The organism is Hymenobacter perfusus (assembly GCF_003944765.1).
GTDB lineage: Bacteria > Bacteroidota > Bacteroidia > Cytophagales > Hymenobacteraceae > Hymenobacter > Hymenobacter perfusus.
This window is the reverse complement of sequence record NZ_RWIU01000004.1, coordinates 484,774-502,752: the sequence shown is the minus strand read 5'-3', so window position 1 is coordinate 502,752 and position 17,979 is coordinate 484,774. Positions and strand designations below refer to the sequence as shown.

Sequence of the window (17,979 nt, the reverse complement as noted above, 5' to 3'; positions counted from 1 at the left end):
AATACTGCGTAAACTCCGTAGGTTTGCCCACCGGCTGCCGCTTTCGGCGTATACCGCTCTGCTTATGAAGAATTCCTACCTGCTTGCCCTGGGCCTGACCGGCCTGCTCACCCGTGCCGCGGTTGCCCAGGACGTGCCCACCCGCCCCACCGATGGCACCGGAACCTGGCTCGATTACCAGAAACCAGTAACTCCAGCTCAGGAATTGCGGCCAGCCGCCACGAACCGGGCCAAGGAGCAGACCAAAACCACGATGGGCACCACCTACGTGCCCCTGGATGCCGACGTGTACCGCCTTATCGACCGATATGCCATTCTGCACGGCTCCGATTCGCTGGTGCAGCTGCACACCAGCATCCGGCCCTACACCCGCGCCGATGTGGCCTGGCTGGCCGAGCGGCTGTTGCAGGATTCCACGGCCGGCCTTTCGCGCCAGGACCGGTTTAACATCCGGTATCTGTTGCGCGATAACTGGCACGAGGCCCGCCAGGACTCGGCTACCAACCTGCGGCCGCAGCCACGACTGAAGTATTTCTACGAGCGACACTCCGACCTGTACAGCGTAGAGCAACCCGAGTTTTCGTTGCGGGTGAACCCGGTGCTGGGTCTGAGCCTGGGCAACTCCGACGGCAGCAAAAGCTACGCCTTCCTGAACACCCGCGGCGTACAGGTAGAAGGCACCATTGATAAGCGCCTGGGCTTCTACACCTTCCTGGCCGACAACCAGATGGCCGTGCCGCTGTACGTGCAGCAGCGCACGGAGCGCGACAGCGCCGTGGCCCACGAAGGATTCTGGAAACCATTCAAGAACACGCCCGGCCAGTACGATTTCCTCTCGGCACGGGGCTACCTGAGCTACGCCGCCGGCCGGCACGTGAGCCTGCAGCTGGGCCACGACCGGAACCAGATCGGCAACGGCTACCGCAGCCTGATCTTGTCGGATTACGCCGCGCCCTATCTGTTTCTGAAGGTGAACACCCGCATTTGGAAGTTTCACTACCAGAACCTGTTTGCCCAGCTGGTGGCCGACAACCCCGCCCTCGACAAAGACTATCAGCGCAAGTACCTGGCCTTTCATCACCTGAGCCTCGATATCAAGCCCAACCTGAACGTAGGCCTGTTCGAGAGCGTGACCTACAGCGGCTACAAGACGGTAACCGACTACGTGGATGACGATGGAGACCCGCAAACCGCCCCGGTAGCACGAAACCGCCGGGCGCGCCGGGGCCTGGAGCTGCAGTACCTCAACCCGATTATCTTCTACCGGGCCGTGGAGCAGAGCGCCGGCTCGGAGGACAACGCCTTGCTGGGGGCCGACTTCAAATGGAACATCCGGAACCGGGTGCAGCTGTACGGGCAGCTGGTGCTGGATGAGTTTGTGCTGAGCGAAATCCGAAGCGGTGACGGCTGGTGGGCCAACAAGCAGGCCGTGCAGCTGGGGGCCAAATACCTCAACGTGGCCGGCATCCGCAACTTTGATGTGCAGGGCGAGTTCAACTTCATCCGGCCCTTCACCTACCAGCACGAGGATCAGTTCCGCAACTACCAGCACGCGGCCCAGCCCCTCGCCCACCCCATGGGCGCCAACCTGTGGGAGCTGATCGGCATTGCCAGTTACCAGCCGCTGCCCCGCCTGAACGTGGTGGCCAAGGGCTTCCTGGTGAAGCAGGGCCTCGACCCCGCCGGCCCCGATTCGGCCCTCACCAACTATGGCAACGACGTACTGCGCTCCTACAACACCCGCCCCACCGAGTACGGCTACAAAGTGGGCGCGGGCCTCACCTCCTACCTCTTCCACGGCGACCTGACCGCCACCTGGCAGGCGGCCCACAACCTCTGGCTCGATGGCAAGCTGGTGTACCGTCGCCGCACCTTCGACGGCCCGGTAGCCCCCTTCTTCACCGCCGACGGCGGCGTGCTGGCCTCCGTGGCCCTGCGCTGGAACATTGCCCAGCGCCTCCACGAGTTTTAACCGAAAAAACGTGCGTCACGAACCGGCTACTACGTTGCTATACCGGCCCGTTAATCAGGCGGAGCTGGATTTGATTGCGGCCTCGGGGTGGCTGGAGTTTCCGCCGTGCCTGCCGGAGCAGCCGTTCTTCTACCCGGTGCTGAATGAGCAGTACGCCGCCCAAATTGCCCGCGACTGGAACGTGGCCTATTACGGCGTGGGCTACGTGCTGCGCTTTGCCGTGGAGGCCGACTACGCCGCTACGTTTCCGGTGCAGAACGTGGGCAACCGGGAGCACAACGAACTGTGGGTGCCGGCTGAAGAGCTACCCCAGTTCAACCAGCACATTGTGGGACAGATCGAAGTCATCAGCATTTTCGAGGCCTGACGCTGGCTGTACAACAACTGGCTACCCGGCCGCAACTTGCCACAGAAAGGGCCGACGCACTGCTGCGTCGGCCCTTTCTGTAGCAACTATTTTGCTGGCTCCCTCAACCAGTAATGCGCAAAGAGTTACCGGTTTGCGTGACGGTGTACTGCTTAAGTGCCCGGGGCGGCGGACCACTCACCACCGCTCCGGTTGGGCTGAAATACGCCGAATGCTGGGCGCAGAAGAACTGCTGCCGACTGGAGTTGAACGTCACGCGCACGCCTTCGTGGGTGCAGGGTGCCTGCACGGCCACGTAGCTGCCGGCGCTGGTTTTGGCCACAATCACTGCGTTATCGGAGCTGTACACGTACCCGGTGCCCGCCACCAGGGAGGCACTGGCAGCCGCCGCCAGGTCCACGGTAAAATCCACGTTGGCGGCCCCGGTGGTGGGGCCGGTACTCTCGTCTTTGCTGCAGGCGCCCAGGCAACCAGTGGCAGCGGCGGCGGTACCCAGCACGAAAAGCTGCAGGAAATCCTTACGGTCCATGGGGAAGTGGGAAATTGAGGGGAAGGAGGAAACAGAAAAAGTAAACGGCTGGCGAGTCCGTTAACCAGGGCAGCCGTAGCTCCCGGAAGATACTCAGGCGAACGGCTTTGTAACAGACTGAAGCGCCCCTATTATATGAAGGCGAGCTATTGCCAGCAGAATGGCCCGTTTTCCCCGACCAACGGCCCACCCGGCCCGATACCGTACCTTTGCCCGTTCCGATGAAGACCTACCTCCGCATTCTGCAATACGCCCGCCCCTGGGCCGCCTTTCTGCCGCAGTACCTGCTGTTCACCGTGCTGACCATCTTTTTCAGCATCGGCAACTTTACGCTCATTATTCCGCTGCTGAGTGTGCTGTTCGATAAGACGGACAAGGTTCCCCTGAAAGCGCCCGCCCGAATTCCGGACTTTGCTCCCACTATCAGCTGGATAACGGATACGTTCAACTACTTCTTCGCCGAAGTTCTGGCCCAGCGCGGCAAGCTGGGCGCACTGGCCTTCGTGTGCGGCGTGGTGGTGGTGTCGGTGCTGCTGAGCAACGTATTTCGCTACCTGAGCCTGCGGCTGCTGGCCACCATACGCGCCCGCGTGATTCAAAACCTGCGCCGCGACCTGTACCACCGCATTATCGGGTTGCAGCTGGGCTTTTTCGGGAACGAGCGGAAGGGGGATTTGATGTCGCGCTTCACCTCCGATGTGCAGGAAGTAGAAACCTCGGTGGTGAACACCATGACGGCCGTTATCAAAGAGCCGCTGACCATTATTGCCTATTTCGTGGTGCTGTTCCATATTTCGGTGCCCCTCACGCTGTTTACCCTGATTCTGCTACCGATTTCGGGCGGTATCATTGCCACCATTGCCAAACGTCTGCGCAACCAGGCCAAGCAGAGCCAGAGTACGCTGGGCTCCATGCTGTCGGTGATTGACGAGACGCTGGGCGGCATCCGCGTCATCAAGGCATTTAATGCGCAAGAGTACATCAAGGACAAGTTTGAGGACCAGAACGACCAATACGCCCGCACCTCCCGCGCCATCGACAATACCCGCGACTTGGCCTCGCCGTTTTCGGAATTTGCGGGCGTTTCGGTGGTAGCCGGGCTGCTGTACTTTGGGGGCACCCTGATTTTAGGTGGTCAATCGAGCCTGAGTGGGGAAACGTTTATTGGCTACGTGGTGCTGTTTTCGCAGGTGCTCACGCCGGCCAAGGCGCTGTCGTCGTCGTTTGGCAACATTCAGCGCGGGCTGGTGGCCGGCGAGCGGGTGCTGTCGATTATCGACACCGAACCCGCTATCCGCGACAAGCCCGACGCCAAGCTGCTGCCCGCCTTCGAGCACCAGATTGAGCTGCGCAACCTCCAGTTCGGCTACGCCGATGCGCCCGTGTTGCAGGATATCAACCTGACCATTCCGAAAGGCAAAACCGTGGCCTTAGTAGGCCCCAGCGGCGGCGGCAAAAGCACCCTGGCCGACCTGCTCCCGCGCTTCTACGACCCTACCGGCGGCCAGCTTCTCATCGACGGCCACGACGTACGCGACTGCACCATCCATTCCGTGCGCGACCAGATGGGCATCGTGACCCAGGAAAGCATTCTGTTCAACGATACCATTTTCAACAACATCCGCTTCAATACCGAGGCCACCGAGGCCGAGGTGATGGAAGCCGCCCGCATTGCCAACGCCCACGAGTTCATTGTAGCCGCACCCGAAGGCTACCAGACGATGATTGGCGACCGGGGCAGCCGGCTGTCGGGCGGGCAGCGGCAGCGCCTGAGCATTGCCCGCGCCATTCTGCGCAACCCACCCATTCTCATCCTCGACGAAGCCACCTCGGCCCTCGATACCGAGAGCGAAAAGCTGGTGCAGGAAGCCCTCACGCGCCTGATGCAGAACCGCACCAGCCTCGTCATTGCCCACCGCCTGAGCACCGTGCAGCACGCCGACGAGATTGTGGTGCTCCAGCACGGCCGCATTGTGGAGCGCGGCACCCACGACGAGCTATTGCGCCAAAGCGGCCTCTACCAGCGCCTGAACATGATGCAGACCACCAACGCGGCCTTGGCCTAAGTTCACCCCCGGAACTGCTCAAAGCACTATCAAAAGTCTATATTTAGTCCCAAAACCGGGCTTCGTCGTATGATGAGCTGATTTCTTTCCACCACAACCTCTCTTCGCTCATGCTCGCTCTCAAACGTCTGGTTACAATTCTGGTGATGGTTTTCCTGCTGCTGGCTTTGCTGGTCCTGCTGCTGCCATCCGTAAAGAGCAGCTTTGCCGGCATGGCTGGTTCGCCCGAAAGCCTGTACTTCGGGTTACTGGTGGCGGCCGTGGTACTGCTGGGCCTCCAGCTCATCACCGAAAACCTCGACAGCACCTTACTGCGTCGCGACGTGGCCGCCCGCGAGGGTAAAATCAACGAGCTGAAAGCCCGCCTCTACGACCACCAGCTGGAGCAGCGCCCCGACCGGCCGCTGGGCGCGCCCCGCACCGGTACCACCACCCTGCCCGAAGGCTACGTAGCTACGGCCTCCGCGCCAATCATCCCTCCTACCGACGCCGCCAACCAGCCGCTGGCCTAACCCGTTTTTCTCCCCGTGTCCGCTTCGCTTACTGATCTTATCCGCGCCGAGCTTACCGAGGCCCAGTCCGTCCTCGACCGGTTCGTGCAGAATCCGGCCAACCTGCAGGCCATTGAGCAGGCCGCCCGGCTGGTAGCCGCCAGCCTCCGCCAAGGCGGCAAAGTCCTGACCTGCGGCAACGGCGGCTCCCTGTGCGACGCCCAGCATTTTGCCGAGGAACTCTCGGGCCGCTACCGCCAGAACCGTCGCGCCCTAGCCGCCATTGCCCTCACCGAAGCCTCGCACATGAGCTGCGTGGCCAATGATTTCGGCTATGATTACGTGTTCAGCCGCTTTGTAGAGGCCCTGGGCCGCCCCGGCGACGTGCTGCTGGCCATCAGCACCAGCGGCCACTCGCCCAACATTCTGCGGGCCGCCGAGGCCGCCCGCGCCGCCGGGATGCAGGTCATCAGCCTGACCGGCAAGGACGGCGGCCCGCTCGCCAGCCTCAGCGACGTGGAAATCCGGGCCCCGCACACCGGCTACGCCGACCGGATTCAGGAAATCCACATCAAGGCCATCCACATTATGATTATGCTCATCGAGCAGCTGGTGGACGCAGAGAATTAACAGAGTTGAACTCCCGAAGAACTGTCATCCTGAGCGGAGCGAAGGATCTTACTTAAGCCGAAATAGCCCGTTCCAAGGGCCGTCCTGACCAGGTAAGATCTTTCGCTCCGCTCAGGATGACAGTTCTTTTTATGCTTACCCTATTTCTGTTTCAACTTCTGCCTATCTTCCCTCCGACACATTTCTACCCTCTCTATTTATGCTTACCAAAACCTTCGGCTCGGCCGTGCAAGGGGTTAACGCCTATACTATTACCATTGAAGTCGTCGTTTCGCAGGGCACCGGTTTTTTTGTGGTGGGCCTGCCCGATAATGCCATCAAGGAAAGCCAGCAGCGGGTGGAAGCGGCCCTCAAGTTCCGGGGCTACCGGATGCCGCGCACCAAGGTGGTCGTGAACATGGCCCCGGCCGATATCCGCAAGGAAGGCTCCGCTTACGATCTGCCCATCGGGCTGGGCATTCTGCACGCCTCCCAGCAGCTGACGACCGAGCGGCTCCCGGAGTACGTGATTATGGGCGAGCTGGCGCTGGATGGGGCGTTGCGGCCGATTCGGGGCGTGTTGCCCATTGCCATTCAGGCCCGCAAGGAAGGCTTTAAAGGCTTTATTCTGCCCCGCGAAAACGCCCAGGAAGCTGCCATTGTCAATAACCTGGATGTTATTCCGGTGGATAGTATGCAGGAGGCCGTGGATTTCCTGGAAGGTCGGCTGGATATTGCGCCGGTGGTGATGGACACGCGTGACCTTTTTCAGCAGGCGGCCAACCAGTACGCCGCCGATTTTGCCGACGTGCAGGGCCAGGAAAACATCAAGCGCGCCCTGGAAATTGCGGCGGCCGGCGGCCACAACGTCATCATGATCGGGCCGCCCGGCGCGGGCAAAACCATGCTGGCCAAGCGCCTCCCCGGTATTCTGCCGGCCCTGAACATGCAGGAGGCCCTGGAAAGCACCAAGATTCACTCGGTGGCAGGTAAGCTCGGAGCTAATGCGTCGCTGATCAACACCCGACCTTTTCGCAGCCCCCATCACACTATTTCCGACGTGGCCCTGGTGGGCGGGGGCGGTAATCCGCAGCCGGGCGAAATTTCCCTGGCCCATAACGGCGTGCTGTTTCTGGATGAGCTGCCGGAGTTCAAGCGCACGGTGCTGGAGGTGATGCGCCAGCCGCTGGAGGAGCGCCGCGTGACCATTTCGCGGGCCAAGCTCAGCATCGATTTTCCGGCCAACTTCATGCTCATTGCCAGCATGAACCCCTGCCCGTGTGGCTACTACAATCACCCCGAAAAAGAGTGCGTGTGCGGCCCCGGCGTGGTGCAGCGCTACCTCAACAAAGTAAGCGGCCCGCTGCTGGACCGCATTGATCTGCACGTGGAAGTCACGCCCGTTACGTTCGACCAGATGACGGAAACCCGCCGCGCCGAGGACAGCCGCACCATTCAGGAGCGGGTGGAACAGGCCCGGCAGCGGCAGAATGAACGGTTCCGGGAGTTTCCCGACATCCACTCCAACGCCATGATGCCGTCCCAGATGGTGAAGGACATCTGCCGGATTGACGCGGCCGGCATCACCCTGCTCAAAACGGCCATGGAGCGCCTCGGCCTCTCGGCCCGCGCCTACGACCGGATCCTGAAGGTTTCCCGCACCATTGCCGATCTGGCCGCCTCCAAAGAAATTCAGCTCCCCCACCTGGCCGAAGCCATCCAGTACCGCAGCCTCGACCGGGAAGGCTGGGCGGGGTGAGTGGTGATTTAGTGAGTTTACTGTCTGTTTACACCACGCAAGCAGTACACTCGCTAAATCACCAACTCACTAAATCACCATTACTTTTGCGGCGTGATATACGACTCCCTGGTTAAGCCCCTGCTTTTTCGCCTGGATGCGGAGAAGGCTCATCATCTGGTATTTGACAACCTGAAGCGGGCCTACCGGCTGCCGGGGGCGGCGGCGGCGTTGCGGGGGCTCTACGATTTCCAGCACCCGAACCTGGAGCGCGATGTGCTGGGGCTACGGTTCCGAAACCCCGTGGGGCTGGCGGCCGGCTTCGATAAGAATGCCGAGCTGACCGACGAGCTGGGCGCGCTGGGCTTCGGATTCGTGGAAATTGGTACTGTGACGCCCCGCCCCCAGCCCGGCAACCCGACTCCGCGCCTGTTCCGGCTGCCCCAGGATGCGGCCCTGGTGAACCGGATGGGCTTCAACAACCACGGGGCCGAGGCCGCTGCCGCCCGCCTGCGCCAGCGCCGCAACCAGCACCTGATTATCGGGGGTAACATCGGCAAGAACAAGGACACGCCCAACGAGCTGGCGGCCCACGACTACGTGGCCTGCGTGGAGGCCCTGCACGAGGTGGTCGATTACTTTGTGGTGAACGTATCGTCGCCAAATACGCCGGGCCTGCGGCAGCTGCAAGAGCGGGAGCCACTAATCCGGCTGTTGCAGCAGGTGCAGGAGCGCAATCAGGCGCTGCCCGTGCCCCGGCCGCTGCTGCTCAAAATAGCCCCCGACCTCACCGACACCCAGCTCGACGACATTCTGCTCATCGCCCGCGAAACCAACCTAAGCGGCCTGGTCGCCACCAATACCACCATCAGCCGGGCCGGCCTTACCACTCCGGAAGCGCGGGTAACGGCCCTGGGCGCGGGCGGCCTGAGCGGCCGACCGCTACGCCGGCGCGCCACCGAGGTAATCCGTTACCTGAGCCAGCACAGCCGGGGCCAGCTGCCCATCATCGGCGTCGGCGGCATCCACTCGGCCGCCGATGCGCGCGAGAAACTGGAGGCCGGTGCCTGCCTGCTTCAGCTCTACACTGGTTTCATCTACGAAGGCCCAGGCCTCGTGCGGAGTATCAATAGTGAGATGGTGAAGTTGTAAAATTGTGCTGCCCTTGCGAGGACGAAGGATATTGCGCGCATAGAGCGGCGTTAGTCCTTCCTTTTCAAAGAACAAAACCCTGACCTGCGCAAAAGCCCCTGACGTCTGTACTGGCGTCAGGGGCTTTTGCGTGGGTAAGGGCGGCGGGCTGCGTAAAGGATAGATTGCTTCGGCTCCGCCTCGCAATGACAACTTCACCACTTCACAATTTCGCAACTTCACCTTTAGGAACGTGGCGGCGCTGCATCCATATCAGGACGGGCACCAGCACCAGCGTGGGCCAGAGGAAATTGAGCGGAAACGGAATGAACGTGAGGCTGGTGGCGGAAAATGCCGATACGGCCGCAATGTAGGAGCCCATAAAACCCGAAATGTGGTTGCGCAGCCACTGACCGGCGGGCCAGGGCCCCGGCCGCCGAAAGGCCCACAGCTGCCGCCCCGTCGTCATCAGGCCAATGGCACCGAAGACCACCATCACCACGTTGAAAGGCCGCGCCCACAGGCCGTAGCCCAGCGTGCCGGCAAACACCGCCAGACCCAGCAGCGCGCTTACCCAGTCGTAGAGGCTGGCCTGCTGACCCTGGCCCATGAGCTTGTGCCGCAACGAGCGGTACCCGAACTGCGCCAGGTACAGGCTGAATACGCCCGTGAGCAGTAGAAACGTGAGCCCTTTGAGGCTGGCCGCCGCCAGGGCCGTGGTGCCCGCCACCAGCATGGCGTAGAAGAACACCTTCCCCCAGAACCGGTGCGCCGGCCCGCCCTTCCGCACGATAAGCGCTACTGGCGCTACAAAGAATCCGGTAAAGCCGGCCGCAATGTGCAGCCAGCGGTTCAGCAGCAGAAAGGTTTCCATAACAGTAAGGGGTGACGTTGTGCAGGCAAGATGGCGTGGCGGCGCGACAACGCCCGTTCCATCTTACCCAAGCGTCAGACTCGCTGCCTGAACCGCCATTTACTGCCGTTCAGCTGCACCCGGTTATACACTGGTCACCTCACAGCTTCAAGCCCAGCCGCCACTCAATCACATCGGCGGAGCCGCCGTGTACTTTCAGGTCGATGTTGCCGAACAGGCGGTCGGTAAAGTTGTACTTGAGGCCCAGCCGCTCGTAGTAGAAGCGGTTGGATTTGTACGGATTATACACGTAAAACCCGAGGTGCGAAACGAAGGCCAGCCGCCCGAACAGCAGCTCATGGCCCACGTAGGCCCCCGCCTTTTTCACGTCGGGCGAGCGGGTGGTGACGCGGGCCGTGTCGCGGAACTCGGCCGTCAGGCTCCGGTCGTAGAAGCCTTCCAGGCCGGCTACCACGTTGCTTTTGCGGTTGAGGCGGCGGCCGGCGGCCAGCGTCACGGAGTTGACCAGATAAGCGCGGGTATCCACCTCGTTGCGCTGCTTCCAGCCCGTGGAGGCGCTCAGATTCAGAAAATTGCGGCCGATGTCGGTGGGTTCAGGGGCGGGCGGTGCATCTACCGGCCGGAACGGGCGCTGCTGATGGTAGTTGAGGCCCAGCAACACGGTGGGCAGGTTCACGCCGAAGTTGGGTTTGGTGGTGGCCCCGTTGGAATAATGGTTCAGGCCCAGCCCCAGCAGCAGGCCCAGGTGTGGCGTCAGGGCCACATCGTACTCCAGGCGGGTTTGCAGCGTGGCGTTCAGGCGGGAGCCGATGATGGTATTCTTATGGTTGGTTTCGGCGTCAAACCGCTCCGGGAAGTAGCCCAGGCCCGTTCCCAGCCGGAAGTTCAGCTCCTGCCGCCGGGTCCGCCAGAACGTTTTGCTGATGTACACGCTGGCCGCGTAGGAGCGGCCCAGGCGGGCGTTGTGGTAGTCGTAATACACCAGGGCCAGCCCCACTTTCGGGTACTTGTACCACGCGTGCCAGGGTTGCGCGCCGGTGGTTTGCCGTTGCACGTTCAGCTCCAGACCGGTGGGGTGCGACACGGCCAGGTGCTTTACCGAAGCCGTATGGGCCAGAATGAAACTACCCTGCGCGTAGGCCCCCACTACCAACGGCTCGGCCACGCGCTGGGCACACACTAGGCCCGGAGCACCCGCCAAAAGCAAGCCGGCGAGCAGCCATCTGTACCGAATCTTCATAAAAACAACGCGCCGACTTTCCGTCAAAAGTAGCAAAATCAGCCTGTTAGCCCGCTGGAAACTCCCGTTTTTATCCGCCTGGCTAACTCCTTGCCGTTGTACCAGTTAGCCGGAAACGCCGCTGTTACGTTTTGGTGAATTTCAGAGAAAATATGATTTATGCTGCAACCCTACGGTGTTGCTTTACGCTATGAGCCCCTGAAAACCACGAGGAACGTGGCTGTTGTGGTCGGTGAAGTGGTTGTTGATCTGTGCGTTCAAATCCCCCTATTGTCATGAAAAAAATTGCACTGCTGGCCGCTTTAGGCGTTGCCTCCATTTCCGTAGTAAATGCACAGGATGCCGGCGGCTTCCGCATCGGGGTGAAAGTAGGCGGTACCTACTCCAACATCTCCGGCGACAATGTGAGCCAGATCACCGGCGCTAACTACAGCACCGACTTGGGTGACTACAAACTGGGCTATAATGCTGGTGTAGGCGTAATCATCCCGCTTAGCAGCGACGGGTTCTTCTCCTTCGCTCCCGAATTGCTCTATAACCGCAAGGGTTACGAAATTAGCACGACCCAGAAAACGAATCTGGCCGCCAACGTGAAATCGGTAGAGCAGGAGCAGCAGCGCGTACTGCACTACCTGGATGTGCCGTTGCTGGCCCGCATCAACGCCGGTGGCCTGTTCTTTGAGCTGGGTCCGCAGGTGAGCTACCTCTTTGGCTCTAAGAATAAGTCGCAGACCACGACCAAATTCACCAATGGTGACAAGGACAAAGTAGAAAACGACGGTGCCTTCCTCGACTACACCGGCATCAGCCGCGACGACGCTTACAAATCCGACCTCGCGCAGTTCGACATCAGCGGCGTGGCGGGCGTGGGCTACATGACCGACGGCGGCATCAGCCTGGGTCTGCGCTACGCCCGGGGCTTCAACTCGCTCATCGACACCAAGAATACGGACAACGAGCCGAAGGCGTTTAACAACGCCTTCACCCTGCAGCTCGGCTACCTGATTCCGACCAAATAACCGGCCCCGGCCGACCTGAATGGCTGCTTTCCTGCGGGAGGGCAGCCATTTTTTTCAGCTGATTTATATGCCTTTACCCGGTTACAGCCGTTAAAGGCAGCAGGCTGGCACATTTTTCGTACGCCAGCCGTGAACTTTTTTGTTTTCCCTCACCACCCCTAACTTCTGTTGCGCTCATGAAAAAGTCACTACTGGCCGCTGCGGCCCTGCTGGCCACTGTTGCCGTTTCCGAATCGAAGGCCCAGGGTATCCGTTTCGGCCTCAAAGCCGGCGGCAACCTCTCCAATATCTCGGGTGATCTGACGAACGAGGACCAGTACAAGAACAAATTCGGTTTCCACGGCGGTGCTATGCTGAACATTGGCCTGCTCGACGATGGTTTCCTGTCGGTGCAGCCGGAGGTGCTGTTCTCGCAGAAAGGCTTTACTTACGCCGACGACGAGTTTACCGTGGGCGGCACCAAAGTAAAGTACGACGGCGACCGGACCTACAACTACATTGATGTGCCGGTGCTGCTGAAAATACGCGCCGGTGGGGCCTACTTTGAGGCCGGCCCGCAGTATAGCTATCTGCTGAAAGTGAAGGACGAATCCAGCGTGTCCATCAACGGTAACACGGCCATCCAGCGCCAGGGCGTGGCCGACCTCAGCAACGTGAACCGCAACGAAATCGGGTACGCGGCCGGGCTGGGCTACCAGGCCGATAACGGCTTCATGCTGGGCCTGCGCTACAACGGCTCGTTCACCGACTTCGCCAAGGACGGTTACACCGGCGACGCCGATGTGCGCAACGCCCGCAACTCAGTATTCCAAGCGTCGGTAGGTTTCCTGCTGCCGGGCAAATAGGCCGGGGTTCCTGCCAGCTTATCCAGCGGCCTCTCTCCATGCGGAGGGAGGCCGTTTTTGCGTCTTTCCGCCGTTACTACGGTGTTTGCACGTAGTTTCGCGCTCCGTTTCCCTTTTCGTTCTTCCTTCCTTTTCGCATGAAGAAAGCTCTTTTCTCTTTGTTGCTGCTCACCGGTCTGAGCGGCGCGGCCCAGGCCCAGCGCAATGTGTCCCTGGGGCTGAAAGCCGGTGGTACGCTCTCTAACTTTGTGGGCGAGCAGGCCGACAGCTACAAGAACGCCTTCGGGTTTCAGGCCGGCGGCTTCGCCAATATCGGCCTCTCGAAGCTGTTTGCCTTCCAGCCCGAAGTTATCTACTCCCGCAAAGGAGCCAAGCTTCCCTCCTCCCCCGAGGTAGCCACCCGCCTCGACTACGTGGACGTGCCGCTGGTTTTCCACGTCAACGTGGATGGCTTGTTCTTCGAGGCTGGCCCGCAGGTGGGCTTTCTGGTAGCCGCCCGCCGCAAAACCGACAACCAGAGCCTCGACGTGAAGCCCAGCTACAACATCGTGGACGCGGGTTACCTGTTCGGCCTGGGCTACCAGCGCAAAACCGGCCTGGGCGTAGGCCTGCGCTACAATGGCGGCCTCACGAACGTGGAGAAATCGGTGACGGTAGGCACTACCAAAGTGCAGAACAACATCCGCAACAGTGCCTTCCAGCTGTACCTCACGTACTCGTTCCAAGGGAATTAGGAGAAGGAAGGAGCGGTATCTCCCCGTTAAACGGCCGAAGTTGCGCCGTTTAACGAAATAACATCAGCAACGAGGAGACGTGAAATATCAAGTCTCTACATTACCTAGATACCCTTCACAAAACCGTTGTAAAGAGGCCAAAAATTTCCTCATAAAAGTAAGCGTCGGTTTATGGATACGTATCCATAAACCGACGCTTACTTTTATGAGGAAATTTAGGCAGGCAAAATTCAACTATCTTTCATACCTATTACAACGGACGCAAATCCGGCCGCAATTGAAAGTCAATACGAATAGAATCTCCCGGAACAACTTTTAAGGTTACTCTGGATTGGTGCATTCCTATTTGACCAACCATAATACGATGAATACCCGGATTCATCGTCATGTTATATTCACCTCTCTCATTAGCAGATAACATAACATCGTCTAGTGTTATGATAGCAGCCGACACCGGATATACAACTCCCTTTTCCAATAAATTTATTTGACCAAAAACAATAGGCATATTAATATTATTTTTTGACTTTAATCGATATACGCTTTATTCTCCTACGCTAGGCGTCTTTACAATACTTCGCTCGGTACTGCAACCTGAGATAGAAGTTATTACAAATAAAAGAAGACCGGAAAAATAAATCATTTTGTTATTCATGATTATTTATTTTATCGTTTGTGATTAACGACAGCGACTAGAAGAACCTCCTTGCGTTTTATACTATCATTCAGTTTCTTCATTATCTCAATTATAGTTACCGTCTATATTATCTTTATTTAGTTTATAAAATTATTAATTGAAAAATATTTTTTTGCGACTTTAAATAAATTAATTAAAACATACCCTATTATTATATACACAAATATTTGACATGAATACCATAAAAATTTTCCCCATGAACCAAAAAGATAAGACCATGTGTCCATTTCGATTACTTTTTTCATGATTTATTTTTTCACGGAGGAAAGAAAGCAGGAGAAGCATCGAATACAGGGCTCTACGGCCACTGAATACAGCGAAAGTCATCAAAAAACAAGGAAGAGGTGACACGCAAAGCCTGCGCATCCTGAAATAGATGCGGGATAGTGGGGAGTGATTCATTGGGTGAACCACTACAGGGCAGGCAATACAGGTGTGTAGGAACGCAGCCGGATCAGGCATAAAAGGCTGCGCAGGATAGGGTGTAAAGATGGAGAAATTTCACAACTCTCATCCATGAACTTCCCAACACAAGAAGAGCCCCTACCGACAATCGGCAGGGGCTCTTCTTGTGTTGGGAAATTAGCCTTGCATTAGCCCTTCACGGCCGCCGCGTAGTTGCGGTAGAAGTGCGGGATGGTTTCGATGCCTTTCAGGAAGTTGAACACGCCGTAGTGCTCATTGGGCGAGTGGATGGCGTCGGAGTCCAGCCCGAAGCCGAGCAGCACGGTATCCAAGCCCAGCTCGCTCTTGAACATGGCCACGATGGGAATGGAGCCGCCCCCCCGCGTCGGAATGGGGCGCTTGCCGAAGGTGGTTTCCATGGCATCGGCCGCCGCTTTGTATGCCACCGAGTCGGTGGGGGTTACCACTGGCTCGCCGCCGTGGTGGGGCTTCACCTTCACCGTCACGCCGCTGGGCGCAATCCGCTCGAAGTGCTGCTGGAACAGCTGGGTGATTTCCTCCGAGGTCTGGTTAGGCACCAGGCGCATCGAAATTTTGGCGTAGGCCTTGGAGGCAATAACCGTTTTGGCGCCCTCGCCGGTGTAGCCGCCCCAGATGCCGTTCACGTCCAGCGTGGGCCGGATGCCGATGCGCTCCACGGTGGTGTAGCCCTGCTCGCCGTAGGTATCGGGCAAGCCGATGCTCTTCTTGAACTCGTCGTCGGAGTGCGGCACGCGGTTCAGCTCGGCACGTTCCTCGTCGGTGAGGACGGCTACGTTGTTGTAGAACTCGGGGATGGTGATGTGGTTGTTTTCGTCGTGCAGGCTGGTAATCATCTTGCAGAGCACGTTGATGGGGTTAGCCACCGCGCCGCCGTAGAGGCCGGAGTGCAGGTCGCGGTTGGGGCCGGTTACTTCCACCTCGTGGTAGCTCAGGCCGCGCAGGCCCACCTCGATGCTGGGCTCGTCGTTGGCCAGCATGCCGGTGTCGGAAATCAGGATGACGTCGGCCTTCAGCTTCTCCTTGTTGGCGCGCACGAAGATGCCGAGGTTGTTGGAACCGATTTCCTCCTCACCCTCAATCATCACCTTGATGTTGCAGGGCAAACCGCCGTCCTGGTTCATCATTTCCAGGGCCTTTACGTGCATGTACACCTGGCCTTTGTCGTCGCATGCCCCGCGGGCGTAGATTTTCTCGTCCTTGATAACGGGCTCGAACGGGGGCGAATCCCACAGCTCATAAGGGTCGGCGGGCTGCACGTCGTAGTGGCCGTACACCAGCACGGTGGGCAGGGCGGGGTCGATGATTTTCTCACCGTACACGATGGGGTTACCGGCCGTAGGGCACAGCTCCACGTTTTCCAGGCCTACTTCCAGGAAGCGGGCCTTCAGGTACTCGGCGGCCCGCAGTACGTCGCCGTGAAACTTGGGGTCGGCGGAAACCGACGGAATGCGGAGCCAGTCGAGGAGTTCGGTCAGGAAACGCTCCTGGTTCTGCTGGAGGAAAGAGGCCATACGGGGTGGTAGTGGGGTTGGAAATACGGGGGTAAAAGTAGTGGAAGTTGGGCAGTAGCGCACCGTTCTATTCCCGTCCTATGCAGCGGGCGGCCCCGCCCCGAGGGCGGCTTCCAGCAGCGCCGTTTCCTGCTCCAGCCCGGCAATGCGAGCTTGCAGAAGCAGCTGCGGCCCCCGGCCGCACACGTCGCGCAGCATCTGCACGGCCTCCTGCTCAAACGAATCGAGCCAGCGTGCTTCTCGCTCGGGGTTAGACACCGGCCCGGGCCAGGCCCGCAGGGCCGGCACGGCCAGCAGCCGGTTGAGGTAGGGCTGTGCCTGCCGTTGCAGGTTTTCCAGCCGGTAGCGCAGGTTGGTGAGCTGGTGCTGCAGCTCCCGCAGGCGGTGGTGCAGCGGGCCGGGTTCCGGCGCGGGCTCCGGCAGGGGCGGCAGCGTCCGCAGCTCGTTTTCGGGGGTGAGCGTGTTACCCACCGTGGCCAAGTCCAGGCGTATTCCCTGCCGGTTGCCTATTCGCAGGGGCGCGGCGCGGTGGCCGGCTTCCACCATGGCCACCGTGCTGCGGTTCTCGCCGAGCCACGCGGCGTAGCGGGTCTGGGTAAGCGCAAAATACCCTCTAGTTGCATCCATATCATAACGGGCTAATAAGTGCTGTCTTACTTTTTGTGACCAAATGAAGTGTGACAAATTATCTTATCACACTTCATTTGGTCACAAAATACAGCAGCGGTAGATTATCTGATTGCTGCGGCCCTAAGATGCAAATGAAACCTGGGGTCAGCGGAAACCGACGGAATGCGGAGCCCGTCGAGGAGAGGATTAGTCCTTTGGGAGGTATTCGTGTACAATCTCCCAAGCCCGCGCCAAGCTTATGCCTTCCCGTTGCGCTACTGCCAGCGGATGATCACTCGTGTGCAGCTTTATCCAGGGTCGCAGATTTCCACTTTGAAAATGAGCTTCTGTTTTCAAAGACAGCGTGTCCCCGAATTCCGAAATATCAGAACACAGCCAACCAAAGTAAGGTCCAATTTCGGCTGAGTCCGGATGCTGCTGGTAGTTCTCAAAGTTTTCCTTCTTCTGGCTAATCCAAACACCTATCCCAAAATACATTTCTTCATCCGTAATCGGTATTTTAATAACACCACGAATAAAAAAGTCCTCATTGTCAATGATACATGTGTCGCCAGTCAACTGCACTCGACTACTGCGTTCCTCCTCGGGCACACCGAAATAATGATCTGGTTTATCAAAACCAATATCCGGCAGGTAGTCGTGCGTTTTCCACAACAGGCGCAAACAAATTCCATATGTAATCAAAGTTGAAAGAGAATCACTTTATGCTGACTTGTGTCAAGTAAGTCAGCACTACTTTTCTATTTACCGTGCGTAACTCGGACAATACGCCCGTCAGCTTTGTTTATTTCAATAAATACTACCCCACCTTCCATGCCTTCAGGCAGAGAGCCTTCAACAATCCAGCTAGTGCCTTTTGACACTGCGTTGAATGGCTTTTCCTTATAAATCTTCTTCCCATAAATTGGCAGCCATACTGCTTCAGCTATTTTGATGGCGGTGGCTTTATCGGGAACATATTGTCTGCTGCTCACTGACTGACTCTGTGATGTTGTTAAATTTGCCTGAGCCTGTACCGGTGGCAGATTACACACCATCACTACTAAGAAACTGCCAAGTGTAATTCCTGCTTTCATAAA

At 58.6% G+C, this 17,979-nt stretch carries 18 protein-coding genes; 10 read left to right on the top strand and 8 right to left on the bottom strand.

Features of this window, described 5'->3' with window-relative positions:
• The first annotated feature begins 64 nt into the window (after positions 1 to 64).
• Together EI293_RS14485 and EI293_RS14480 are read left to right on the top strand one after the other, a co-directional pair.
• Positions 65 to 1,972 (top strand): hypothetical protein, encoded by a 1,908-nt coding sequence (locus EI293_RS14485; RefSeq protein WP_125439039.1) that lies wholly within the window; start codon positions 65 to 67, stop codon positions 1,970 to 1,972.
• 10 nt (positions 1,973 to 1,982) lie between these two features.
• Positions 1,983 to 2,339: an ADP-ribosylation/crystallin J1 gene (locus EI293_RS14480; RefSeq protein WP_125439037.1), complete on the top strand. Its 357-nt coding sequence runs from the start codon at positions 1,983 to 1,985 to the stop codon at positions 2,337 to 2,339.
• A gap of 103 nt (positions 2,340 to 2,442) precedes the next feature.
• Here the strand turns inward: EI293_RS14480 and EI293_RS14475 are convergent, their stop codons facing one another.
• Entirely contained in the window at positions 2,443 to 2,868 is a 426-nt protein-coding gene (locus EI293_RS14475) for a QcrA and Rieske domain-containing protein (RefSeq protein WP_125439035.1), read from the bottom strand.
• A 221-nt stretch (positions 2,869 to 3,089) separates the two neighbouring features.
• On the opposite strand from EI293_RS14475, the gene EI293_RS14470 reads away from it, so the two are divergent.
• The 5 genes from EI293_RS14470 (at position 3,090) to EI293_RS14450 (ending at position 8,924) form a co-directional block, all read left to right on the top strand.
• Positions 3,090 to 4,934, top strand: a complete 1,845-nt coding sequence (locus EI293_RS14470) for an ABC transporter ATP-binding protein (protein WP_125439033.1) — start codon at positions 3,090 to 3,092, stop codon at positions 4,932 to 4,934.
• A 110-nt stretch (positions 4,935 to 5,044) separates the two neighbouring features.
• Positions 5,045 to 5,446 (top strand): hypothetical protein, encoded by a 402-nt coding sequence (locus EI293_RS14465; RefSeq protein ID WP_125439031.1) that lies wholly within the window; start codon positions 5,045 to 5,047, stop codon positions 5,444 to 5,446.
• Between the two features lie 15 nt (positions 5,447 to 5,461).
• Positions 5,462 to 6,055, top strand: coding sequence for a D-sedoheptulose 7-phosphate isomerase (gene lpcA, locus EI293_RS14460; protein WP_125439029.1), 594 nt, complete (start codon positions 5,462 to 5,464; stop codon positions 6,053 to 6,055).
• A 199-nt stretch (positions 6,056 to 6,254) separates the two neighbouring features.
• The gene (locus EI293_RS14455; protein ID WP_125439027.1) at positions 6,255 to 7,793 is read left to right on the top strand and encodes a YifB family Mg chelatase-like AAA ATPase; all 1,539 of its coding nucleotides are present in this window, start codon (positions 6,255 to 6,257) and stop codon (positions 7,791 to 7,793) included.
• A 96-nt stretch (positions 7,794 to 7,889) separates the two neighbouring features.
• Positions 7,890 to 8,924, top strand: coding sequence for a quinone-dependent dihydroorotate dehydrogenase (locus tag EI293_RS14450; RefSeq protein WP_125439095.1), 1,035 nt, complete (start codon positions 7,890 to 7,892; stop codon positions 8,922 to 8,924).
• Between the two features lie 202 nt (positions 8,925 to 9,126).
• On the opposite strand, the gene EI293_RS14445 is transcribed toward EI293_RS14450, so the two are convergent.
• Positions 9,127 to 9,777 carry a DUF2306 domain-containing protein gene (locus EI293_RS14445; RefSeq protein ID WP_125439025.1) on the bottom strand — a complete coding sequence of 217 codons (651 nt, stop codon included), beginning with the start codon at positions 9,775 to 9,777 and terminating at the stop codon, positions 9,127 to 9,129.
• A gap of 139 nt (positions 9,778 to 9,916) precedes the next feature.
• On the bottom strand, positions 9,917 to 11,017 hold the full coding sequence (locus EI293_RS14440; protein WP_125439023.1) for an acyloxyacyl hydrolase: 1,101 nt from the start codon (positions 11,015 to 11,017) through the stop codon (positions 9,917 to 9,919).
• A gap of 275 nt (positions 11,018 to 11,292) precedes the next feature.
• On the opposite strand from EI293_RS14440, the gene EI293_RS14435 reads away from it, so the two are divergent.
• The 3 genes from EI293_RS14435 to EI293_RS14425 all read left to right on the top strand — a co-directional run bounded on the left by EI293_RS14435 (position 11,293) and on the right by EI293_RS14425 (position 13,615).
• Positions 11,293 to 12,036, top strand: coding sequence for a porin family protein (locus tag EI293_RS14435; RefSeq protein WP_125439021.1), 744 nt, complete (start codon positions 11,293 to 11,295; stop codon positions 12,034 to 12,036).
• A 176-nt stretch (positions 12,037 to 12,212) separates the two neighbouring features.
• Positions 12,213 to 12,881 carry a porin family protein gene (locus tag EI293_RS14430; RefSeq protein ID WP_125439019.1) on the top strand — a complete coding sequence of 223 codons (669 nt, stop codon included), beginning with the start codon at positions 12,213 to 12,215 and terminating at the stop codon, positions 12,879 to 12,881.
• A gap of 137 nt (positions 12,882 to 13,018) precedes the next feature.
• Positions 13,019 to 13,615, top strand: coding sequence for a porin family protein (locus tag EI293_RS14425; RefSeq protein WP_125439017.1), 597 nt, complete (start codon positions 13,019 to 13,021; stop codon positions 13,613 to 13,615).
• A 250-nt stretch (positions 13,616 to 13,865) separates the two neighbouring features.
• Here the strand turns inward: EI293_RS14425 and EI293_RS14420 are convergent, their stop codons facing one another.
• From EI293_RS14420 to EI293_RS14400, 5 genes are all read right to left on the bottom strand, one after another.
• Positions 13,866 to 14,123 carry a carboxypeptidase regulatory-like domain-containing protein gene (locus tag EI293_RS14420; protein WP_125439015.1) on the bottom strand — a complete coding sequence of 86 codons (258 nt, stop codon included), beginning with the start codon at positions 14,121 to 14,123 and terminating at the stop codon, positions 13,866 to 13,868.
• A 782-nt stretch (positions 14,124 to 14,905) separates the two neighbouring features.
• The gene (locus tag EI293_RS14415; protein WP_125439013.1) at positions 14,906 to 16,270 is read right to left on the bottom strand and encodes a dipeptidase; all 1,365 of its coding nucleotides are present in this window, start codon (positions 16,268 to 16,270) and stop codon (positions 14,906 to 14,908) included.
• Positions 16,271 to 16,348: 78 nt separating this feature from the next.
• Positions 16,349 to 16,897 carry a hypothetical protein gene (locus tag EI293_RS14410; RefSeq protein ID WP_125439011.1) on the bottom strand — a complete coding sequence of 183 codons (549 nt, stop codon included), beginning with the start codon at positions 16,895 to 16,897 and terminating at the stop codon, positions 16,349 to 16,351.
• A gap of 189 nt (positions 16,898 to 17,086) precedes the next feature.
• On the bottom strand, positions 17,087 to 17,563 hold the full coding sequence (locus EI293_RS14405; RefSeq protein WP_170170381.1) for a DUF2199 domain-containing protein: 477 nt from the start codon (positions 17,561 to 17,563) through the stop codon (positions 17,087 to 17,089).
• Between the two features lie 77 nt (positions 17,564 to 17,640).
• A complete protein-coding gene (locus EI293_RS14400; protein ID WP_125439007.1) occupies positions 17,641 to 17,976 on the bottom strand; it encodes a YbbC/YhhH family protein in 336 nt (111 codons plus the stop codon).
• Positions 17,977 to 17,979: the final 3 nt, after the last annotated feature.

Coding starts and splice junctions, on each gene's coding strand:
- EI293_RS14485 (WP_125439039.1), top strand. CDS start 65: ATGAAGAATTCCTACCTGCTTGCCCTGGGCCTGACCGGCCTGCTCACC.
- EI293_RS14475 (WP_125439035.1), bottom strand. CDS start 2,868: ATGGACCGTAAGGATTTCCTGCAGCTTTTCGTGCTGGGTACCGCCGCC.
- EI293_RS14470 (WP_125439033.1), top strand. CDS start 3,090: ATGAAGACCTACCTCCGCATTCTGCAATACGCCCGCCCCTGGGCCGCC.
- EI293_RS14465 (WP_125439031.1), top strand. CDS start 5,045: ATGCTCGCTCTCAAACGTCTGGTTACAATTCTGGTGATGGTTTTCCTG.
- EI293_RS14455 (WP_125439027.1), top strand. CDS start 6,255: ATGCTTACCAAAACCTTCGGCTCGGCCGTGCAAGGGGTTAACGCCTAT.
- EI293_RS14445 (WP_125439025.1), bottom strand. CDS start 9,777: ATGGAAACCTTTCTGCTGCTGAACCGCTGGCTGCACATTGCGGCCGGC.
- EI293_RS14440 (WP_125439023.1), bottom strand. CDS start 11,017: ATGAAGATTCGGTACAGATGGCTGCTCGCCGGCTTGCTTTTGGCGGGT.
- EI293_RS14435 (WP_125439021.1), top strand. CDS start 11,293: ATGAAAAAAATTGCACTGCTGGCCGCTTTAGGCGTTGCCTCCATTTCC.
- EI293_RS14430 (WP_125439019.1), top strand. CDS start 12,213: ATGAAAAAGTCACTACTGGCCGCTGCGGCCCTGCTGGCCACTGTTGCC.
- EI293_RS14425 (WP_125439017.1), top strand. CDS start 13,019: ATGAAGAAAGCTCTTTTCTCTTTGTTGCTGCTCACCGGTCTGAGCGGC.
- EI293_RS14420 (WP_125439015.1), bottom strand. CDS start 14,123: ATGCCTATTGTTTTTGGTCAAATAAATTTATTGGAAAAGGGAGTTGTA.
- EI293_RS14415 (WP_125439013.1), bottom strand. CDS start 16,270: ATGGCCTCTTTCCTCCAGCAGAACCAGGAGCGTTTCCTGACCGAACTC.
- EI293_RS14410 (WP_125439011.1), bottom strand. CDS start 16,897: ATGGATGCAACTAGAGGGTATTTTGCGCTTACCCAGACCCGCTACGCC.
- EI293_RS14400 (WP_125439007.1), bottom strand. CDS start 17,976: ATGAAAGCAGGAATTACACTTGGCAGTTTCTTAGTAGTGATGGTGTGT.